At 55.6% G+C, this 14,848-nt stretch carries 8 protein-coding genes; 2 read left to right on the top strand and 6 right to left on the bottom strand.

Annotated features, from left to right (window positions below; all coding sequences use genetic code 11):
• The 4 genes from ACXJ5O_RS06660 to ACXJ5O_RS06645 all read right to left on the bottom strand — a co-directional run.
• Nucleotides 1-1,290: NAD(P)-dependent oxidoreductase (locus tag ACXJ5O_RS06660; RefSeq protein ID WP_457299201.1), on the bottom strand; the 1,290-nt coding region annotated here is incomplete at its 3' end.
• Nucleotides 1,291-1,509: 219 nt separating this feature from the next.
• Nucleotides 1,510-4,230 carry an alpha-L-rhamnosidase-related protein gene (locus tag ACXJ5O_RS06655; RefSeq protein WP_457299200.1) on the bottom strand — a complete coding sequence of 907 codons (2,721 nt, stop codon included), beginning with the start codon at nucleotides 4,228-4,230 and terminating at the stop codon, nucleotides 1,510-1,512.
• Nucleotides 4,231-4,915: 685 nt separating this feature from the next.
• Nucleotides 4,916-7,990 carry an efflux RND transporter permease subunit gene (locus ACXJ5O_RS06650; protein WP_457299202.1) on the bottom strand — a complete coding sequence of 1,025 codons (3,075 nt, stop codon included), beginning with the start codon at nucleotides 7,988-7,990 and terminating at the stop codon, nucleotides 4,916-4,918.
• Nucleotides 7,991-8,062: 72 nt separating this feature from the next.
• Nucleotides 8,063-9,217 carry an efflux RND transporter periplasmic adaptor subunit gene (locus ACXJ5O_RS06645; RefSeq protein ID WP_457299199.1) on the bottom strand — a complete coding sequence of 385 codons (1,155 nt, stop codon included), beginning with the start codon at nucleotides 9,215-9,217 and terminating at the stop codon, nucleotides 8,063-8,065.
• A 270-nt stretch (nucleotides 9,218-9,487) separates the two neighbouring features.
• Here ACXJ5O_RS06645 and pncB point away from each other — a divergent pair, with 270 nt between their 5' ends.
• A complete protein-coding gene (gene pncB / locus ACXJ5O_RS06640; protein ID WP_457299198.1) occupies nucleotides 9,488-10,795 on the top strand; it encodes a nicotinate phosphoribosyltransferase in 1,308 nt (435 codons plus the stop codon).
• Nucleotides 10,796-10,812: 17 nt separating this feature from the next.
• Here pncB and ACXJ5O_RS06635 read toward each other — a convergent pair whose 3' ends face one another.
• Nucleotides 10,813-11,829: a LacI family DNA-binding transcriptional regulator gene (locus tag ACXJ5O_RS06635; protein WP_112529745.1), complete on the bottom strand. Its 1,017-nt coding sequence runs from the start codon at nucleotides 11,827-11,829 to the stop codon at nucleotides 10,813-10,815.
• 420 nt (nucleotides 11,830-12,249) lie between these two features.
• Here ACXJ5O_RS06635 and ACXJ5O_RS06630 point away from each other — a divergent pair, with 420 nt between their 5' ends.
• Complete coding sequence (locus ACXJ5O_RS06630; protein WP_112529612.1) at nucleotides 12,250-12,837, top strand: hypothetical protein; 588 nt, start codon at nucleotides 12,250-12,252, stop codon at nucleotides 12,835-12,837.
• Nucleotides 12,838-12,954: 117 nt separating this feature from the next.
• Here the strand turns inward: ACXJ5O_RS06630 and rpsA are convergent, their stop codons facing one another.
• A complete protein-coding gene (gene rpsA, locus ACXJ5O_RS06625) occupies nucleotides 12,955-14,655 on the bottom strand; it encodes a 30S ribosomal protein S1 (RefSeq protein ID WP_106714926.1) in 1,701 nt (566 codons plus the stop codon).
• Between the last annotated feature and the right edge of the window lie 193 nt (nucleotides 14,656-14,848).

Here is a 14,848-nt window from a genome sequence, read left to right as displayed (position 1 = left end):
GGTCAGATCCTCGCCGTCCGCAACACAATCGCCGCCGGCCCAGATACCTGCGACCGAGGTTCGCCCTTCATCGTCCACGCTGATACGGCCGCGCSACAACGCAAGGCCGGCGTCGCCAAGGATTGCGTCGGCGGGGGTTTGACCAATCGCCTTGAATATCTGATCGCTGGCGAGCGTGATGCTTTCGCCTGAAACGCCCAGACGGCCATCGGTCATGACGGTGTAATCCAGCGTTATGCCGCAGACCTCGCCATGTTCGTTGCGAGTCAGTGCACGAGGCTGCAGCCAGTGGCGGATAATCACACCATTCTTCAGCGCGAGTTCCTGTTCGAAGTCACTGGCATTCATGTTTTCCGGTCCACGGCGATAGGCGATAATGACATTCTCCGCGCCAAGCAGTTTCGTCTGTACCGCCACGTCAATCGCGGTCATGCCGCCGCCGATGACGACGACATCCCGTCCGACGGGGATTTCTGACAGATTATCGCTCTGCCGAAGCACGGAAATGTAATCCACCGCATCGATACAGCCGGCAGCGTCTTCGCCGTCGAGGCCAAGGTCGTTGACGCCCGGCAGCCCCATGCCGAGAAACACCGCATCGAAACCCGCCCTTAGCGCATCGAGACTGATATCGCGCCCGAGAGCCTTGTCGTTCTGGATGGTGATGCCGCCGATTTCGAGAATGAAGTCGAGTTCCTTCTGGGCGAAGTCGTCGACGCTTTTATAGGCGGCGATACCGTATTCGTTGAGGCCGCCTGCCTTGGGTCGCGCTTCGAAGATAGTCACATCGTGACCATGCATGGCCAGACGGTGGGCGGCGGACAGGCCCGCTGGTCCAGCGCCGACGACCGCGATGGATTTACCCGTAGGCTCGGCGCGCTTGAAGGGATGCTGGCCATTGGCCATCAAATGATCGGTAGCGTAACGCTGCAACAAACCGATCTTCACTGGCTTGCCCTCTGCCACTTCGCGCACGCAAGCCTGCTCGCACAACGTCTCGGTGGGGCAGACGCGGGCGCACATGCCGCCAAGGATGTTTTCGGAGAGAATGGTCTTGGCAGAACCCGTAGGATTGTCTGCAGCTATCTCGCGAATGAACAGGGGAATATCGATGCCGGTCGGGCAGGCATTCATGCATGGCGCGTCATAGCAGAAATAACACCGGTCCGATTCGACGAAGGCTTCGTGCCGGCTTAGCGGCGGATGAAGATCGGCAAACACTTCCGTATAGGCGCCGGATGCAAGCCGCCCGGCTTTGACGTCACGGATTCCAGAATCCATCGATCCCATGAAATCTCATCTCCTCGTTTTGACTGCGTCCAGTTCCCATGGATCAGCAGTCTTTTCGATGGCCGGTATGTCCGAACCTGTACGGAAGAATGGCAGATTTTCACGCAAGGTCAAATTTTTTATCAAACGGTCAATAAATGAGGTCGTCGCGGCGAAACGAAAAAGAGATGGCCCGAACGCATCGGGCCAGCTCTGTGCTCGGAAACGAAGTCCTATCCCTCAATCGGCCATACGCCGCAGTATCAGCTCAGTGATATTGGCCCGGTTCGATATGCCCCCCGCACCACCGCTGCCGCTATAGGTTGAGTTTGAGGCGAGATAGGACATGTTGTAGAAATCGCCAAACTTGATTTTGTAGGATGTACCGGCCGTCAGTTTTGCCGTGGCAGGGGTGGATTCGCCCCAGGTATCCCAGTTTGGCAAATGCGGCATGACCACGACGCCTTTGCTCGGAGCCTGACTCGCGCCCGTTATCTCCATTTGCTTGACTGCCGTTGTTACCCCGGTATTCACAGGGCCAAAGCCGTTACCGTAGCGTAAGAGAATATGATAGCTGCCGCTGACTGAGGGCGTGAAGGCGAAGGTCAGCTCCTCGCCAGGAACGCCCCAGTCCGACCATGCACGGCGACCATGGTCATCCTTCAATTGCGCGTGTGAACCTGCAACAGAATTGTTTGTAGCATTGTCGGCGGCTATAAACGTCAGTCTCCCATTGCCCCAATAGCAAGCGGGATTTGTACGTTGCGATACATTCCTCAATCCAGTGGTAATTTGCTCCTCCAGCGAATAGCACAATGCTTGGCTGGAGACATTGCTGTCATTGTCTCTCCATTTGCTGTCGGTTATTTCGGATGCAACCAATGCTCCATTGCGGTAAACATTGATTGTAGTAGGATATAGTGGCAGCTTCGCCGTCCAGGACAAATTGACCAATCCGTCCGCGCCCGTTGGCGCTGCCCAGGCACTTCCGGTAAGATCAAGGTTGAGCGGTTCAGGGCCATAGTACTGGCTGGGGTTGACAACGCGTGCCGTCCCGCCGTCGGCTGCATTGTCAATCAATCCGATGACAAAGACATTGACCCTGCCCTCCTTCAGATCGGATGAAGGTGTGTATCTATCCAAATCAATCTGGGCGCCGTTCAATTCTGCTGTTGAGATTGAGTAATATCCATCATTACTTGTACCAACTGCTGGTAAATTCACTTTTACCGTGATTTTCTTGCCGCGATAAACGAGCTCCTTCAACTGCAGCTGACGGGCACCATTAAAGATGGTCTTGTGCATTTTTTTGGTGATGAAAGGCTGGAATCGGATGCCCGTCATATTGACGTCACGCCCGAAGACAACGTCGAGAACTGAGCCGATATAGCCGCCAACCGACCATAATTGCTTATAGGAATCGATGTCCGGGCGGTCCTCAGCCTTATCTGCTGTCACCGCAAGTTTGGTGAATTCGAAATTCTCCATGTTGGACAGGTTCAATGCAGCGCCGTTGATAAGCGTATCGAAGCTGTGATTGACCACTTCGGAATTTTGCCCTTTGGCCGCAGCCTTGATCAGATAGCTGGAAGCAAACGGCCAAATCGCCCTGTTATGATAGACCTTCACACCCCGCATCTGGAGCCAGACGACCGGAGCACCGGCAGCTGTGTGCGGATAATTCTGCAGGATGCTTGTAGTCTGGGCCTTATCGGCAATGCCATCTTGAATAGCCAGAGCCTCCCCAAGCAATTCGTAGCGGCGGACCGGAGCCTGGTCGAGCTCGGTCGTCTTCATCATGCTGAACAAACCGGCTTCCTTCAACCAAAGATCGCTCTTTAACTGCTGTTTCAACCCGTCGGCCCAGCCGGCATACTTTGCTGCATCCGAAGTTTTGTTCAGTTCCACGGCCATTTTTGCCGCAACATCCAGAATTTTCCAGTGATTGATGTTGGTCGACAGGGTTTTCGACATGGCGATATGAACCACCGTATCCTTCATCCAATCGGGATAAGTCTGCTCGCGCCAATCGAGGAAAGAGGTCTCACCGCGATACAGTCCGTCACGATCGTCATAGGCGGCAAGGCGATCGTTTTCGATCGTGTTGCGAATGGCGGTGTAGGCGTCATTAAGAAATTGCGTGCGATCGTCGCCATCGAGATATTTCAGCAGTTCGAAAGCGGCTCGCGCCCAGACAACACGGTCTGTGCTGACCGGCCAACTGCCGCCGCTGCCGGTGTCCTGGACGATCTCCGTTGTTTCCGGGCCAAGCGTCTGCGTTGCATCGCGGCGCTTTGACAATTTGAACAGCAGGCTGTTTTTGGCAACCTGCGGGTTGATCTGCGCCAGGCCAAGATCAACCGCATAGGCGGTATCGCGCGTCCATACATAGGTCCACTCGTCCCCTGTCTGGTAGCAGCCAATGTTGCCGCCACAGGGAACCAAGTTGTTGTTATTGTATGCGTCATTCTTGATCGACGTTACGGTCAGCTCCTTGGCTTCCTGCATGGCCAAGGCAAATAGCCCGTCAAACATCTGGCTGCCGGTGCGGACTGTGGGAGCGTCTGGCTGTTCTGTAATTTGAAGTTGTTGGCCCTTGCCAGCTTTCCGCTGTTCCTGGGTGGTCGTCAGCTTATAGGTACGCAGCGCAGACACTAAATCGGCAGTCTCTATCGTAGCACTGCTGCCATTCCAATCCACACGCTTGATGCCGTTATCCAGATTGACGGGATCGGTAACTGACGGAACTTTGATTTCGACCCATTCGCCATCGACCAGAGTGCCCCTGTCGCACCGGGTGACGACCACTGGCCTGATGACGCAAACGTCACCATCAAGCGTGCCTTTGTCGCAACGGGTAATCGGGACCGGCCTGATGACGCACTTGTCCACCTCAAGGGTGCCCGTGTTACATACAAAGGTCACATCGGGCTTGACCACGCATTCGATGCCAACGAGCATTCCTTTTTCGCACGCACCGGTAGTTGTGCTCGGCTTGACAACGCACTTGTCGACCTCAAGGGTGCCCGTAACGCATACAAAGGTCGCCTCGGGCTTGATCACGCATTCGGTACCAACCAGTGTTCCTTTTTTGCACGCACCGGTAATCACGCTCGGTTTGACAACGCACTTGTCGTCTTCAAGGACTCCCGTCTGGCATACCGAGGTTACTTCGGGTTTGAAAATGCACTTGCCGTCCGTCAAAGTCCCTTTCGCGCAGGTATCGGCAACAACTTCAGGCGTGACAACGCATTTGCCGTCGACCAACGCCCCAGTTGTGCAGACTGTAAAAGTTCCGGATGACTCATTTGTCTCCACTGTTTTGTTTGAGTCATTGCAGCCGGCCAGCATGAAACAACATGCCAAGGCTCCCAACAGCATTCGTAACGAAGCCATGATTCCTCCCAATGAATAAAAAATGCTTCTTCTTAAAAGTAGTGCGTATGCAATAACGACCGGCCATCGATATGCATGGTTACCCGCACGATGGCACAGACTGTAGAAAAGAGTTTTGGAGGTTCCTCCCGAGGAAACCGCAAGATTTTGGCTATAGGTGCAACGGAACGCCGTCAATAATACGATAGTCAAAGAAATTCGGAAATCGAGCCGATTAACGCACTTTGATGACCGAAAACTCGGATCGTGGCTATTCCGCCGCCAGCGGTGGTTGTGAGGCAACTTCCAGAAGTTCGCGATTGAGCCGCGCTTCTTCCTCGGCTTTCGGTTTGGAGAAGCCGGCCAGCAGTAGATAGGCGACCGGTGTCAGGAAGAGCGTCGAGGCTGTTGCCATGCCTAGACCGCCGACGATGACCCAGCCTAGGGCGATGCGGGCTTCGGCGCCTGCACCGCTGGCGAGGACAAGCGGCACGCCGCCAAGAATGGCGCAGAGCATGGTCATCACGACGGGGCGCAGACGGATGTTAGAGGCCTCTTCGATGGCTTCTCGTACATTCCTGCCCTGATCGCGCAAATGATTGGCAAATTCGACGATCAGAATACCGTTCTTCGCCATGATACCGACGAGCAGCACCAGCCCGATTTGACTGTAGACATTCATGCTGGTGCCGGTCATGACCATAGCAAAGACAGCGCAGGCAAGGCCAAGCGGAACCGTGGCCATCACAACGGCCGCACTGATAAAGCTTTCAAATTGCGCTGCGAGAACTAGTAGAATGATCAGGATGGCAAAGCCGAAAGTCGTGACCATGCTGGATGAATTTTCCCCAAGCGTCGCCGCTTCAGCCAGCGGAATGATGCGATAGCCGGAGGGCAGCAAAGGTGCGGCGACCTCCTGCACGTCCTTGTAGGCATCGCCGAGTGCAAAATCCGGTCTGAGGCTCGAGGTGATGGCGACGGAACGCATCTGCTGTTCACGCGTCAATGCCGGTGGAACTGCGACTTCGGTGAGTTTGGCAATCGTCGACATCGGGACGAACCGTCCATCGCCGGTGCGCAGGAACACGTTTTCAAGGTCTGTCGGATCATTGATGGGATTTGTGCTCGATACAAGTTTCACATCGTAGGAACGATCTTCGATATAGACGGAACCGACCTTGTAACCATCGAGCACCGATTGCAGCGCTTCGGCCAGGCCAGTGATATTGATATTGAGATCCGAAGCGCGCTCACGGTCAATCGACACGGCCAGTTGCGGTTGGGTCGGCTCATTGGTCAGGCGCGGGCGGTCGAAGCGGCTGTCCTTTTCAAGCTCCGCCACGATCTTGGCGGCGGTGGTTCCGAGCTCAGCATAACTGGTGCCGACGACAGCAAATTGCAGGCCATTACCGGCACCGCGAATGCCAAGCGAGTTTGGCTGCGCGGCAAAAACCTGGATACCTGGAATGTTGCGGACCCGTTTTGAGACGTCGGCAAGGATCTCCTGCTGGCTCCGCGTCCGCTCTTTCCAGGTGGCGAGACTGAGGACCATGAAGCCACGGTTGGTATTGCCATTCTGGCCGGCGATCGAGAACGTATTCTGGATTTCGCCACTATCGCGTAGCGGCTGGATCAATTGCTCGATCTGACGCATCTCATCACCGAGATATTCCAGACTAACGCCCTGCGGCGCGGTAATGCGCAGGAATGCCGAAGCTCGGTCTTCGACTGGTGTCAACTCCTGCTTGAGAAGGGAAAACGCGCCAAACGCCGCGCCGGCAAACAGCACCGAGACCACGACAACGATCCACGGGGCGGCAAGGCAAACATGCAACATGCGCTTGTAAAGATTGCCGAACCAGCTTCCGACACGAGCCACCCGTCCCGGTGTGTGGGTGACATCCTGATGCTTGGCCTCACTCGCACTGAGCAAGCGGGAAGCCAGCATCGGGCACAGCGTCAACGCCACGACGGCGGACAGAAGCACACAGATGGCCAGAACGAAACCAAACTCGCGGAAGAGTCCTCCGGTCTGGCCAGGAAGGAAGGATAGCGGCACGAAAACCGCCGCGAGCGTCACCGTCGTCGCAATGACCGCAAAGAACACTTCCTCCGTCCCGAGAACCGCGGCAGCGCGCGGACCCATGCCCTGATTGCGACGGCGCACGATGTTTTCCAGCACCACGATGGCATCGTCCACCACCAGACCGGTCGCCAGCACCAGGGCGAGCAGCGTCAGGATGTTGATTGAGAAACCAGCAAGATAGATAGCAGAAATGGTGCCAATCAGCGCCACAGGCAGACTGACAGCCGGGATAAGGGTTGCGCGAATGTCCCAAAGGAAGAGGTAGATGATCAGGATGATGATGACGACAGAAACGCCGAGCGCAATTTCCACCTCATGGACTGCGCCATTAACGAAGTCAGCATCGTCGCTGGTTACGCGGATGTCGACACCCTCGGGTAGCGTTTGCTGCAGTTGCGCGACCGCGGCACGGACGCCTTTCGAAATGTCGAGCGTGTTGGATTGAGCCTGGCGGATAATGCCGAGACCAATGCCGGTCTTGCCGTTGGCACGCAGAATCGAGGTGCCGATGTCGGGGCCCATCGTTACTGTGGCCACGTCGCGGATCTTCGTCTGACCTTTGATAATGATGTTTTCGAAGTCTTCCGGCGTTGATACCGGAGCCGTTGCACGAACGACGATGCTCTGGTCATTGCTGTTGAGCTGACCGGCAGGGGTATCGAAGGCCATCGTGGTCAGTGCGTTGCGAATGTCCGCGATATTCATTCCGAGGCTGGCAACCTTGCCCTGATCGATGTCGATGCGGAATATCTTGCTGCGGTTGCCATTGACCTGAACGTCGGCGACGCCCGGGACCGAAGCGAGAACGTCCTCGATCTGGTCTTCGACGAGGACTGTCATGTCCTCGACCGCCATGGTGTCCGAGGTGACGGCCAGGCGCATCACCGCATCGGAATTGGCATCGGCTTTGACGATACGCGGCGGGTCGGCCTCGTCGGGCAATGTGTTGGTTATGCGGCTGATGGCATCGCGCATATCAGCTGCCGCGACATTGAGGTCGACGCCATCATTGAACTCGACGGTTACGCGGCTGCTGCCGAACGACGAACTGGACGAAATCGACTTGACGCCGGAAACGCGCGATACCGCGCCTTCTATCGCCGAGGTCAGCTCCCGGTCCACCGTCTCGGCGGCGGCGGACTCGAAATCCGTCGAGACCGTGACTACCGGGCGGTCGACATCGGGCAATTCGCGGACATCGACGCCATACCAGGCGGCAAGACCCGCGACGACGATCAGGGCATTGAGCACCAGCGCCATGACGGGTCGACGAATGAAAAGTGCGGTAAAACTGGAATCGTTCTGTCCGTTTGACGTGCTCACCGCCAGACCTCAGCCCCGTTCGCCGACGGAAGCAGTTGGCTCCGCGCTGGTATTGGCCTCTGGAGCCGGCTGTCCCTGAATTTGGACAAGCCCGTCCTGGCGGACTGACTGCACGCCTTCGGCCACAATCTGATCGCCGGGCTTTATGTCGGCGTCGACCAGCACATAGGCGGTGTTGCGCTGGACGACACGCACCGGAACGCGCGTCGCCTTGTTATCGTCAATCCTCCAGACATAGGCGCCCTCAGTACCCCACTGAACGGCGAGGGGATCAACAGTCGGGTAAGTGTCTCCCGGAAAGCCGACCGCCATCTGGAAGGCCATGCCTTCGCGCAAGGCATCATTTGGATTGGTGATTTTCGCCTGAACATGCAGCGTACGGCTGGTCGGATCGACACGGTTATCGATGGCGCTAATGGCACCTTTAAAGGTTTCACCCGGGCGGGCGATCGATGTCGCTGTCACCGGCAGGTCGATTGATATGGYCGGCGCAAAGCGTTCAGGCACCCAGAAATCAACCAGAAGATCGGAGCGGTCATCGATCATTGCGACGGTGGTCGATATCGTGATGTAGTTGCCCGCGTTTATAGGCAGGATGCCGACAATGCCACCAATGGGAGCTTTGATCGCCCGGCGATCCAGGGCCAGTTCCGCCTCGCGAACGTTGAGGGCGGCATTATCGACCGCCAAAGCTGCTTCGGAAAGCTGAACAGCGGATACCGTGTTGCTTGAACGCAGGCTTTCCGCGCGTTTGAGTTTGGTCTGTGCGTCCCTCAGTGCTACCCGCGCCTTGTCGACAAGGATACTTTCGGCTTCTGAATCAAGACGGGCAATCACATCGCCGCCCTTTACTTTGGTCCCTGATGTGACGAGAATTTCGGTCAGGCGCCCGGCGGTGAATGGAGTAACTGCAACGGAACTCTTGGCCTTGCCGGTGCCAATGGCCGACAATTTGTCGTTGATTTTCGCTTCGGCCGCAGCACGGACGACGACAAGCGGCAAAGCCTGTCCGCCGCGACGCTGTCCCTGACCACCCGCGGGTTCGGTTGCTGCGGTCGAGTTGCGATCAATGCCAGCCTTCGAGCCTGGATAGAAATACAGCCAGCCAGCTCCAGCAAGAACCAGAATCAGCACGGCAAAAATCAGTTGCTTCGAAAGCCGCATATATCACTCCAAAAAGCCGGTCCCGCACAAGCAGAGCCAGCACAAAATGATCATATCCCAACGCGCAAGCCAGCGCGAACGGTTGTTTGTAGTGCAGAATAAGGGGGTTTTACCTAACCGTTAATGACAATTCCGTTATGTTACAAATATTTAATGGAGTGCGCACGGCCACTCGATCCGCCGAAATTAGCCGGATTTGCTTGTCACTCCTTGAAGGCCCGGTTCTGGCGTGCAACATGACGGGCGGAAAATTCGCAGGGAAAGCAGTCAATGGCGACGAAGACCGATATCGCACGGCGCGTGTTCAACCACACGTTCAAGCTCGATCCGATCGTCCGCAGCCTGCTCGACACGGATTTCTACAAACTGCTGATGCTACAGATGATCTGGGGCGTCTATCCCGAAGTGGATGCGACATTTACGCTGATCAACCGCACGACCAAGGTCCGGCTTGCCGACGAGATCGACGAACAGGAATTGCGAGAGCAGCTCGATCACGCGCGGACGACCCGCTTTTCCAAAAAAGAAATGATCTGGCTCGGGGGTAACACGTTCTACGGCAAGCGCCAGATATTCGAACCGGACTTTCTCCAATGGCTGTCAAACTTTCAATTGCCGGAATACGAACTGACGAAGCGGGACGGACAATACGAACTGAATTTCTACGGGCCGTGGATGTACACGACGATGTGGGAGATACCGGCGCTGACCATCATCAACGAGCTGCGTTCGCGTGCTGCCATGAAGAAGATGGGCCGGTTCGAACTTGACGTCCTTTATGCCCGTGCCAAGGCCAAGATGTGGTCGAAGGTGGAGCGGTTGCGTGCACTCCCCGACATCAAAATTTCCGACTTCGGCACACGTCGGCGCCATTCCTTTCTTTGGCAACGCTGGTGCGTCGAAGCCCTGAAAGAAGGTATCGGTGAGGCCTTTACTGGCACAAGCAATGTGTTGATGGCAATGGACAACGATCTGGAAGCGCTCGGCACCAACGCACACGAACTGCCTATGGTACTTGCTGCATTGAGTACAACCGACGCAGAGTTGCTGAAATCACCCTTCAAAGTTTTGCAAGACTGGAACCGCTATTATGGCGGCAACCTGCTGATTGTCCTCCCCGATGCTTTTGGAACCGCCGCGTTTCTTCGTGACGCGCCGGACTGGGTGGCGGACTGGACAGGTTTTCGCCCGGACAGTGCGCCTCCGATCGAGGGAGGAGAGAAAATCCTTGCCTGGTGGCGATCAAAGGGCAAGGACCCACGGGAAAAGCTGCTGGTGTTTTCCGACGGGCTCGATGTCGATACGATTGAGGAAACCTATCGCCACTTCGACGGCAAAGTGCGTATGAGTTTTGGTTGGGGCACCAACCTTACAAATGATTTCGAGGATTGCGCGCCACGCTATAACGATCAGCTGAATGCGATTTCACTGGTGTGCAAAGTCAGTGACGCGAATGGACGTCCCGCGGTCAAGCTTTCCGATAACCCAAAGAAGGCAACTGGCGATCCGGCGGAGATCAAACGCTATCTGCAATTGTTCGGCGCAGAGGACCGTGTGGAGCAGGTCGTGAAAGTCTAGGGACACATATCCCGGAACTATGCCGACATACGCAACATGATTTCGGCGTTTAGAAGGATACGCTGGTCGGCGGGAATCTCGATCTTCGCTTCGTCGTTTTCGCCGAGCTTGTCGAACAATAGCTTGATGGCCAACCTGCCGATTTCATTGTAGTTCTGCGCAACGGTCGTCAGTGGGGGGCACATATAACGCGACAGCGGCTGGTCGTCATGGCCGGCAACGCGCAGGTCGCAATCCGCGCCACGCCCTACCTTGAGGCCCGCTTGGTAGGCGGCAGCCACTACGCCGAAAGCGATACGGTCGGTGGCGCAAAGCACGGTCTTTGTCGGGAAACCGCCTTCCCTGAGGATGCGAGTCGTCGCATCGAAGGCAAATTTTTCGAACTCCCAGGTCAAACCCGGATCGACCTTCACGAAGCGGGGTTCGAGGTTCAGGTTCTTCATTGCCTCGTTATAGGCGTCGCGGCGCTCATAAGCGTTGCTGTTAACCGGAGACATGCCGAAATAGCAGGGCTGGTCACCGGACCGCGTCAGATAGTCTACGATCAGTTTGAAACTTTGCCGGTTGTCGGTGCCGACGAACGGCGACGTCGCATCAAGCGGTGAATCGACGTAGATGAGTGGAATTGATTCGCCGAGCTTGGCCAGCTTGTCGTGATGCGACTTTACGCCGAGCGGTCCAATAATGGCACCCGCGACGTTCATGGACTTGAAGGTCTCGATGGCACGTTCTTCAAGCTCCGGCTTGCCGTCAGAACTCAAAACGAAAGCCAGATAACCGGTCTGTTCGGCGATGCCTTCGATGCGCCGCGTCAGCGCCATGTAGAACGGGTCGGTCGAATTCGGAACGATGATACCAAGAATATTAGTGCGGCGTCGGTTGAGATTGACGGCGAATATGTTTGGCCGGAAGCCGGACTTCTTGATGGCCGCTTCGATGATGTCGCGGGTTTTCTTGCGCACCGAAGTGGGGTCGTTGAAATATTTAGACACAGTGGGGCGCGACAATCCTACAAATGCAGAGAAGTCTTCCATTGTCTTGATCGGCTGATTCACCGCGGCATTCCTTTTTACAATCCCTTGCTCATTCCAAAAACCGTATGCCGGCGAAGAAATTGCGAAGGACATTTGCAATCATTGCTGAAAACTACGCYGACGCAATACATCTCATGATTGATATAGGGCCACTCTTAATGGTTGAAAATTTACAGCATGAGTGACATGCGTCAAGATTTTATTTAAACCGCATCAATTAGATAGAGCTATTTGCGGTTCGCTCGTCCTCCTCAACGCACCGCACCAAAAAGTTTTCTCATTCAATCATTAAAGTTTACGTATGATAACTTGCGCCAAGCTGACGTCGCTGAAATGGCATGCGAGGTTGCATTGGGTTGCTACTCCAGTAGCATGTGACCTCTGATTGCAAACATCGACAAGCGGCAACGGGAGGATGCAATGGAGGGCGGTATTCCGAATCCGGAAGTCTTCACCCATGTACGCGTGATTATCGGCATCGTACTTGGCCTGAGCGTCTCGCGTTTGCTGACCGGCATCGCTCGTATCATCCAGCACCCACAGCGCAAGAATATCTATGTGGTGCACCTTGGCTGGGTGTTGTTCGCTTTCCTCACGGTCGTCCATTTCTGGTGGTTCGAGTTCTATCTACATGCGCTGGTTTTGTGGAAATTCGAGGCATATCTCTTTGTCATTTTCTTTGCCAGCCTGCATTTTCTTGCGTGCAGCATGCTTTTCCCCGACAGCATGGAGGGCTATTCCGGCTATGAAGATTATTTCATGTCGCGCAGAGCCTGGTTCTTCGGAATACTGGTATCCATATTCATTTGCGATTTTCTGGACACCGCCATGAAAGGCATGGCTCATTTTCGAACACTCGGAGCAGAATATCCCTTCCGCAACCTCTTCCTGATCGCCCTGTTCGGATTGGGAATTTATGTACGCCGGCAAAAAATCCAGCTGGTCGTACTGGCTTTGGCACTTGTTACGCAGGTGGCGTTTATCCTCGTCCAGTTCGATACGATTTGATAAGAGCAATTTCCCATCATATTGAATCGTTCTGTCGGAGGGAATTTGCTCTAGAACAAGAAAAACCCGCCGGCTCGCACCGGCGGGTTTCATTTGTTTCAAGGTCAGGAAAAGAACTTAGTTCTTTTCGCGGCTCTTCAGAGCGGCACCGAGAATGTCGCCGAGAGAAGCGCCGCTATCGGTCGAACCGTACTGGGCAACAGCTTCCTTCTCTTCGGCGATTTCCAGCGCCTTGATCGAAACCTGCAGCTTGCGGGTCTTCTTGTCGAAGGCGATGACGCGGGCGTCAACCTTCTGACCGACCGTGAAGCGTTCCGGACGCTGTTCGTCGCGATCGCGGGACAGATCAGCGCGTCGGATGAACGAGTCGAGGTCATGATCGACCAGACGCACTTCAAGACCACCATCGGTGATGCCCGTGACTTCAACGGTAACAACAGCGTTCTTGCGCAGTTCACCCGAAGTCGCGGCTTCGCCGACCTTGTCGCCGGTCAGCTGCTTGATGCCGAGCGAGATGCGTTCCTTCTCGACGTCGACATCGAGAACCTGCGCCTTAACCACGTCACCCTTGTTGTACTCTTCGATGACCTGCTCGCCTGGACGGTTCCAGTCGAGGTCGGAGAGGTGAACCATGCCGTCCACATCGCCGTCGAGGCCAATGAACAGGCCGAACTCGGTCTTGTTCTTGACTTCGCCTTCGACGATCGTGCCAACAGGGAACTTGTCTGCGAAGGTCGTCCACGGGTTGTCGAGTGTCTGCTTGAGGCCGAGGGAGATGCGGCGCTTGACCGGATCCACTTCGAGAACAACGACTTCGACTTCCTGTGTTGTCGAGAGCAACTTGCCCGGATGCACGTTCTTCTTTGTCCAGGACATTTCGGAAACGTGGATAAGGCCTTCGATGCCTGGCTCGATCTCGACGAACGCACCGTAGTCGGTGATGTTCGTAACCGTACCTGTGATCTTTTTGCCGATCGGGTACTTCGCTCCAATACCATCCCAAGGATCGCTTTCGAGCTGCTTCATGCCGAGCGAAATACGATGGGTTTCCTGGTTGATACGGATGATCTGTACCTTGACCGTCTGGCCAATGGACAGGATTTCCGACGGATGGTTGACGCGGCGCCATGCCATGTCGGTCACATGCAGAAGACCATCGATGCCGCCGAGGTCAACGAACGCACCGTAATCGGTGATGTTCTTGACAACGCCTTCAACGACCTGACCCTCTTCGAGGTTCTGGACGATCTCGGAGCGCTGTTCCGCACGGCTCTCTTCAAGAACGGTACGGCGCGATACAACGATGTTGCCGCGACGCTTGTCCATCTTGAGGATTTCGAAGGGCTGCGGGTTGTGCATCAGCGGGGTAACGTCGCGGATCGGACGGATGTCGACCTGCGAGCGCGGCAGGAAGGCTACGGCACCGTCGAGATCGACGGTGAAACCACCCTTGACCTGATTGAAGATCACACCATCGACGCGTTCGCCGCGGTTGAACTTCTCTTCGAGACGGACCCAGCTTTCTTCGCGGCGTGCTTTTTCACGCGACAGAACTGCTTCGCCGAGGGCATTTTCGATACGCTCGACGTAAACTTCAACGATATCGCCCGGCTTGAGCGAACCGTCCTTGGCTTTCGCGCCGAATTCCTTCAGCGGAACGCGGCCCTCGACCTTGAGGCCGGCGTCGATGATCGCCATGTCTTTTTCGATGGCGACGATACGGCCCTTGACGACATAACCTTCAGCAAGGTCATTGGTGGCAAAGGACTCGGCGAGAAGAGCTTCGAAATCTTCGCGCGTTGGATTGGCTTCAGACATAAATACTCCTGAGTGTCCGGAAAACTCGTCGGACACAGCACCGGTGGTTCGTGTTTCGGTTCACCTGCATGCCAACCCGCCCATTGAAGGGCAATCCGGTGCGTGGGTCGGTTGCAGATGGTCTAATGCGTGTTCTTCGCGAGAGCCTGATCAATCAGGGTTTTAGCGCTAAGAAACGCGGTCTCTATATCCA

Source organism: Phyllobacterium sp. P5_D12, from assembly GCF_054049495.1.
The sequence above is the reverse complement of the archived record's forward strand: the minus strand, read 5'-3'. Positions and strand labels throughout refer to the sequence as shown.

Excerpts from the sequence above, each read along its gene's own strand:
- ACXJ5O_RS06630 (WP_112529612.1), top strand. The coding sequence starts at position 12,250 with ATGGAGGGCGGTATTCCGAATCCGGAAGTCTTCACCCATGTACGCGTG.
- rpsA (WP_106714926.1), bottom strand. The coding sequence starts at position 14,655 with ATGTCTGAAGCCAATCCAACGCGCGAAGATTTCGAAGCTCTTCTCGCC.
- pncB (WP_457299198.1), top strand. The coding sequence starts at position 9,488 with ATGGCGACGAAGACCGATATCGCACGGCGCGTGTTCAACCACACGTTC.
- ACXJ5O_RS06635 (WP_112529745.1), bottom strand. The coding sequence starts at position 11,829 with ATGGAAGACTTCTCTGCATTTGTAGGATTGTCGCGCCCCACTGTGTCT.
- ACXJ5O_RS06650 (WP_457299202.1), bottom strand. The coding sequence starts at position 7,990 with ATGGCGCTGGTGCTCAATGCCCTGATCGTCGTCGCGGGTCTTGCCGCC.
- ACXJ5O_RS06655 (WP_457299200.1), bottom strand. The coding sequence starts at position 4,230 with ATGCTCGTTGGCATCGAATGCGTGGTCAAGCCCGATGTGACCTTTGTA.